The organism is Amycolatopsis sp. NPDC049159, from assembly GCF_040648295.1.
Classification (GTDB): domain Bacteria; phylum Actinomycetota; class Actinomycetes; order Mycobacteriales; family Pseudonocardiaceae; genus Amycolatopsis; species Amycolatopsis pretoriensis_A.
The window spans coordinates 98,548-104,991 of sequence record NZ_JBEZDL010000032.1 but is presented as its reverse complement, the minus strand read 5'-3'; the positions used below and the strand labels follow the sequence as shown (position 1 = coordinate 104,991).

Genomic DNA, 6,444 nt, shown 5'->3' with positions numbered 1-6,444 from the left:
ACTCCCACGGACGCGTCTTCTCCTCCGACTACGAAATCGGCCCCGACGGACGCATGCGCCCCCGCATCCCACCCGACGGGGAATGGAACACCCACTACCCCGACGGCTCGACCCACCGGGCCGGCGAGGACGGGTTCGCGCCGGACAGCCACCACGGGGACGCGCACGACGTCGATGCCGACAGTGCGTTCGCGCGGGGCAAGGACCACCCGGACATGCACGACCTCGGCGAGGGCTGGCGGGAGCCGGAGTTCACGCGGCACGAGGACGTCACTCTCGGGCGGCACGAGCGGTTCTTCGACCCGGCGAACCCGCGGCACCTGGAGCCGAACACGCGCTACGAGGTCACCGATCCGGACGGGCGGTTCACCCGGGTCTACACGAACGGTGAGACCCCGCCGCGGATCACGCACATCGATGCCGACGTGCCGAACACGCGGGTCGGGAACAACGGCGTCGAGGTCGGGAACCCGGATGCTTCGCACCTGCACGGGGACGTCGACTACCGGGTCAGCACCGGTGAGGGGCAGTTCGAGTTCCACACCGACGCGGACGGGCGTCCCGAGCTGGACATCGACCACTTCGATCCGCCGTTGACGCCGCCGCCGGTGGAGCGGCGGATCACCGGGTACGACCCGGCCCACAACGGTGACGGTCCGTTCGGGGCCACGCCGCCGGAGGACCTCAAGCCCAACAGCCGGTACGAGGTCTATTCGAAGGCGCCCGACGGTACCGATCAGTGGCACGGCACGTTCTACACCAGCGGTGACAACCCGCCGGAGTTCACGCACATCAAGACGTGGCACGACAACGAGCGCGGCATGATCAACCCGGAGACGGGTGATCAGCACACGATGCACGACCAGCACGCCGGCCGGCCCGATGGCATGCCGGTGCGCGGCGCCAAGTACGAGATCGGCGCCGAGAACATGCACTACCACGTCGACGAGCACGGCAACGCCGCCGTGTCGTGGGAGCCGGACTACACCAGCCCGGCGACGAAGCGGGTCGGGCTCGGTCCGCAGGAACGCACCGGCCACGTCGGGCTGGAAGACCACCCGGGCAGCACCGTCAACCGCGGCGGGCACACCGCCGACCACCGGTCGGGCGGGCTGCAGGGCCGGATGGGCATGGTTCCCCAGCTCTACGAGCAGAACCACAGCGTCGGCAACCCGGACAACTGGCGGCAGATGGAGATCGACCGCCAGACGTTCGAGCGGGGCGGTGGCGACCACGGCACGACACGCGTCTACGCCGACGCGCCGTCGACCGGGGAGACACCCGACCGGCTGCACGTGATGTCCGAGAGAATCCACCCCGACGGCACCCGCACGTACAACTACAGGAGCTTCCCGAATGTCCCGAACCCAGCCCCCGTGGTACCCCCCACCCGGACCTGACCTGCGGGAGGCGGACGAGGACCAGGTGGTCCGCTGGATCGGCGGCTGGCTGATGGACGCCGCTCCCGAAGGCTGGCGGCGGATCGACATGACCGTCCGGCTGACCGCGGCGGTCGAGGAGATCTCCCTGGCCGTCGTGATGCCCGACGGCGCGGCCGCGCGCATGGAGCCGCCGCCCGACGTCAGTCCGCTGCTGTTCGAGCTGCGCAACAAGAAGTACCTGCGCGGCCGCGGCACCTGGCTGTCGCTGCGGCTGGTCATCGAGCCGGACGGCGAGTACCGCGTCTCCTACAACTTCGACCTCGACCCGCTGTGGGACCCGCCGCTCGAGGCCGACGTCTGGCACCAGGACTTCGAGGCCTACTTCCGCGACGAGGAGTGGACGCCCGCCTGGTACCGGGAGGGCGTCAAGGGCGAGGCCGGCGGGGAGCAGCCGCCCGACGAGCCCAACGCGCTGCTGAAGAACGTCGCCGACTACCTGAAGTTCACGCTCCCCGCGGGCTGGGACTACCTCCAGCTGCAGTACCGGGCGGTCGGCGACCACGAGGAGTCGGGCGCGGTCGTGCACTCGATCACCGGCACGGTCTACCCGTGGACCCCGCCGGAGCAGGTGCTCGACCTGCTCCGGCGCCACCGCGCCGCCTCGCTGTCCGAAGGCCGCGGCACCTGGGTGAGCGTGAAGTACGAGATGAAGTTCCCCGACTCGGTCAAGGCGCAGTTCAACGCCACCGAGGACCCGGGCTTCCAGGAGCGGCCGCCCGCCGGGGCGTTCGCCGAAGAGCTGCGGCGCTACCCGCGCACCGAGCGGCGCACGCCCGACTGGCTGCGCCAAGGCGCCGAAGGAGCCTGACCATGACCCAGCCACCGGGGCCGCTGCGCCCGGACCAGCAGCAGGAGATCGTCCGGCAGATCGGCGCGGCGCTCACCGCGGCGATCCCGCCGGGCTGGCAGCAGCTGCGGGTGGAGTACCGGGCCGCGGGCCGGCACGTCGAGTCCGACCTGCTGGTGACCGCTCCGGACGGGCGGCCTCGCGTGGCGCAGCCGCCGCCGGAGGCCGTGCGGCTGCTCGGCCTGCTGCGGTCGGGCATGTACCAGCCCGGCTTCGGCACCTGGCTGGGCGCGATCCTCGTCTTCGAGCCGGGGCAGGCGCCCGACGTCGACTTCGTGCGGCCGGACCTCGAGCCGCCGTTCCGGCAGCAGCCCCCGCCGATCGGGTTCCAGGACGAGCTGCGGTTCTTCCCGCGCGCGGAGGAGCACATCCCGGGCTGGCTGCGCGAGGGCGCGGGACTGCCCCCGCTCACGCCGCCGCCGGGTGACGGCGAGGTGCGCACCCCGCGCATCTACGACGGCCTCGACGCCTCCGGGCGCCCGCTGATCCGCCGCCAGCCGCTCCTGCCCGCCGAGATCGAGCGGGTGCTGACCTACCTCGACGCGGCGCCGGTGATCCTGGCGTCCCGCAGCAACGGGCCGGACGCGTTCGCGCCCGACCGCGGGGACGCGGTGCCGATGAACTTCCGCACCGACGGCGCCTGGGCGTGGCCCGGCGCGGTCGCGTACTACCTGCGCGAACACGGCGTGCCGCCGGACCCGGAGCTGGTCGCCCACATCCGGGCCCGGCGCTTCACCGCGCCGGCGGAGGTGCCGGAGACCGCGAAGGACCTCGCGCTCACGGCCATCACCGGCGAACAGCTGTGACATCCGGGGGCCGGGGGGCTCCGCCACCCGGATCCCCCGGAAGCGGCCTCAGACCACGGTGTAACCGGCGTCGGTCAGCGCGCGCTCGACGTCCTTGCAGTGCTCGGGGCCGCGGGTCTCCAGCGCCAGTACGACGTCGGCCTCGCCGAGGTCGAGGGTGCCGGAGATGCGCGAGTGCTCGACGTCGAGCACGTTCGCGCCGAGCTCGCTGACGCACGACAGCACGCCGACCAGGGAGCCGGGGCGGTCCGGGACGCGCAGCCGGAGGCGCAGGTAGCGGCCGCCGGCGGTCATGCCGTGCTGGATGATCTGCAGGAGCAGCACCGGGTCGACGTTGCCGCCGGAGAGGATGGCGACGACCGGCGGTTCGAAGGCGCCGACGTGCTGCAGCAGCGCCGCGACGGGCGCCGCGCCGGCCGGCTCGACGACCAGCTTGCGGCGCTCCAGGCAGAGCAGCACCGCGCGGGACAGGTACTGCTCGGACACCGTGACGACGTCGTCGACCAGCGACTCGACGTGCGCGAAGCTGACCAGGCCGGGCTCGCCGACCGCGATCCCGTCGGCCATGGTCGAGGTCTGGCCCAGCCGCACCGGCGCGCCCGCGGCCAGCGAAGGCGGGTACGCGGCGGCCTCCGCGGCCTGGACGCCGACGACGCGGACGTCCGGGCGCAGCGCCTTGACCGCCGACGCGACCCCGCCGACCAGCCCGCCGCCCCCGGTGGCGACCAGGATGGTCTTCACGCCCGGCACCTGCTCGAGGATCTCCAGGCCGACCGTGCCCTGGCCGGCGATGACGTCCGGGTGGTCGAAGGGGTGGATGAACACCGCGCCGGTCCGCTCGCCGAACTCGACGGCGGCGCGGAGCGTCTCCTCCAGCAGCGCGCCGTGGAGGTGCACCTCGGCGCCGTACCCGCGGGTCGCGGCCAGCTTCGGCAGCGGGGCCCGCAGCGGCATGAAGACGGTGGACTTGGCGCCGAGCAGCGACGACGCCAGCGCGACGCCCTGCGCGTGGTTGCCGGCACTGGCCGCGACGACGCCCCGCTCGCGCTCGGCCGGGGTCAGGCCGGCGATGCGGGTGTAGGCGCCGCGGATCTTGAACGAGCCGGTGCGCTGCAGGTTTTCGCACTTCAGGTGGACCGGACCGCCGTGGAGCTTCCGCAGGTCGCGTGCGTGCTCCATCGGCGTCACCCGGGTCACTCCGGTCAGGAGCTCCCGGGCGGCTTGGATGCGCTCGAGGGTGACGAGTTCCATGGGCCGGACTATGCCACTCAGGAGATCCACAGGTTGACCGGACCGCGGGCCGGGTACCCTGGGTCCCGTCAACACGCGGTAAACAGGGAGCAACTCATGGCACGGGGGAACGACGCTCGACGGGCTCGCGCCACCCGGTCCGCCGGGCTGGTCCCGCTCGTGATCGGGCTGGCCTCGGCCGCAGCGCTCACCGGAGCCGCGTACATCACGGTGGACAGCGCCTCCTGCGGCTCACCGGCCCAGTACATCCGCCACGACAGCCACGTCGAGCTGGTCGGCGGCTGCGTCGACGGCGCGAAGCTGCCGGCCGCGGGTACGCCGAAGTCCGGCGGCGTGGTGCACGGCAACTACAACCCCTGAGGAACCCCGTTGGCGCTCAAACGGATGGACAACATCCTCATCGTCGTCGACGACCTGGACGCGGTGATCGCGTTCTTCGTCGAGCTGGGCATGCGGCTCGAGGGCAAGGGCCCGCTCGAAGGGCGCTTCGCGGAGCGCGTGATCGGGCTCGAGGACGTCAAGCAGGACATCGCGATGCTGCGGATGCCGGACGGCCAGGGCGGCATCGAGCTGGCGCAGTTCCACCAGCCCAAGGCCGTCGTGCCGGAGCCGAAGGTCGCGCCGTCGAACACGCTCGGCTACCGCCGGATCATGTTCGCGCTCGACGAGAACCTCGACGACGTCCTAGACCGCCTGCGCCCGCACGGCGCCGAGCTCGTGGGCGAGATCGAGCCGTACGGGGGCATCTTCCGGCTGTGCTACGTCCGCGGTCCCGAGGGGATCATCGTGGGGCTGGCCGAAGAGCTGGACTGACTCAGTCCAGCGCCGCCAGCAGGTCGGCGACCAGGTCGCGGCCGTCTTCGATACCGACGGAAAGGCGCAGCAGGTCCGCCGGGACCTGCAGGGTCGAGCCCGCCGTGCTCGCGTGCGTCATCTTGCCCGGGTGCTCGATCAGCGACTCGATGCCGCCGAGCGACTCCGCGAGGATGAACAGCTTCGTGCGTGAAGCGACGTCCAACGCCGCCTGCTCACCGTCCGCGTGGCTGAACGAGACCATGCCGCCGAAGCGCCGCATCTGCTTCGCGGCGATCTCGTGGCCGGGGTGTTCCGGCAGGCCCGGGTAGTAGACCTTCGCCACCTTCGGGTGGTTGACCAGCGCCTGCACGATGCGCTCGGCGTTGTCGCTGTGGCGCTCCATGCGCAGGGCGAGGGTCTTGATGCCGCGCAGCGTCAGCCAGGCGTCGAACGGGCCGGGCACCGCGCCGGCGGAGTTGCGGAGGAAGAAGAACTGCTCGCGCAGCTCGTCCTCGTTCGTGATGATCGCGCCGCCGACGACGTCCGAGTGCCCGCCGAGGTACTTCGTCGTCGAGTGCAGGACGATGTCCGCGCCCAGCGAGAGCGGGTTCTGCAGGTACGGCGTCGCGAAGGTGTTGTCCACGACCAGGCGGGCGCCGGCGTCGTGCGCCACCCCGGCCAGCCCCGCGATGTCGGCGATGCCGAGCATCGGGTTGGTCGGCGACTCGCACCAGATCAGCTTGGTCTCGGGGCGGATCGCCGCGCGCACCTCGTCGAGGTCGGCCAGGTTCGCGACGGTGTGCTCGACGCCCCAGAGGCTGAGCACCTTGTCGATCAGGCGGAACGTGCCGCCGTAAGCGTCGTTGCCGAGCACGAGGTGGTCACCCGGGCGCAGGGTACTGCGCAGCACCACGTCGGACGCGGCCATGCCGGACGCGAAGGCCAGCGCGTGCCGGCCGCCTTCCAGCGAGGCCAGCGCCTCCTCCAGCGCCGAACGGGTCGGGTTCGCGGTGCGCGAGTACTCGTAGTCGCCCTCGCGGGTCCCGCCCACGCCGTCCTGCGCGTAGGTCGAGGTCTGGTAGATCGGCACGATCACCGCGCCGGTGCGGGGGTCGGGCTTCTGCCCCGCGTGAATCGCGCGGGTCTCGAAGCCCAGTTCGGAGTAGTCGTCCACCATCTGTTCAGCGTAAGGCCTGGCCTGAACATTCCCGTCAGGTGGGATGGGTCTCAGTCGGGTGAGCCGGTCCGCCTGCGGCCCAGGTCACCGGGCCCGCGGAGATCGACACCGGCGCCTTCCAATTCC

6 protein-coding genes and 1 pseudogene are annotated in these 6,444 nt (G+C 71.9%); 5 read left to right on the top strand and 2 right to left on the bottom strand.

Annotation, left to right across the window (positions count from 1 at the left end; translation table 11 throughout):
- From AB0B33_RS41805 to AB0B33_RS41795, 3 genes and pseudogenes are all read left to right on the top strand, one after another.
- A pseudogene (locus tag AB0B33_RS41805) lies at window positions 1–1,400 on the top strand (hypothetical protein); the annotation flags it as partial.
- Window positions 1,357–2,250 carry a hypothetical protein gene (locus AB0B33_RS41800; protein ID WP_360782365.1) on the top strand — a complete coding sequence of 298 codons (894 nt, stop codon included), beginning with the start codon at window positions 1,357–1,359 and terminating at the stop codon, window positions 2,248–2,250. The pseudogene AB0B33_RS41805 and the gene AB0B33_RS41800, both read left to right, overlap by 44 nt.
- Window positions 2,251–2,252: 2 nt before the next feature.
- Window positions 2,253–3,095, top strand: coding sequence for a ferredoxin (locus AB0B33_RS41795; RefSeq protein ID WP_360782355.1), 843 nt, complete (start codon window positions 2,253–2,255; stop codon window positions 3,093–3,095).
- 48 nt (window positions 3,096–3,143) lie between these two features.
- Here AB0B33_RS41795 and ilvA read toward each other — a convergent pair whose 3' ends face one another.
- Window positions 3,144–4,346, bottom strand: a complete 1,203-nt coding sequence (gene ilvA / locus AB0B33_RS41790) for a threonine ammonia-lyase (RefSeq protein WP_247018645.1) — start codon at window positions 4,344–4,346, stop codon at window positions 3,144–3,146.
- Between the two features lie 96 nt (window positions 4,347–4,442).
- Between ilvA and AB0B33_RS41785 the strand changes: the two genes are divergently transcribed.
- Entirely contained in the window at window positions 4,443–4,706 is a 264-nt protein-coding gene (locus AB0B33_RS41785) for a hypothetical protein (RefSeq protein ID WP_247018643.1), read from the top strand.
- Window positions 4,707–4,715: 9 nt separating this feature from the next.
- On the top strand, window positions 4,716–5,159 hold the full coding sequence (locus AB0B33_RS41780; RefSeq protein WP_247018641.1) for a VOC family protein: 444 nt from the start codon (window positions 4,716–4,718) through the stop codon (window positions 5,157–5,159).
- Between the two features lies 1 nt (window position 5,160).
- Here AB0B33_RS41780 and AB0B33_RS41775 read toward each other — a convergent pair whose 3' ends face one another.
- A complete protein-coding gene (locus AB0B33_RS41775) occupies window positions 5,161–6,318 on the bottom strand; it encodes a cystathionine gamma-synthase (RefSeq protein ID WP_247018639.1) in 1,158 nt (385 codons plus the stop codon).
- Between the last annotated feature and the right edge of the window lie 126 nt (window positions 6,319–6,444).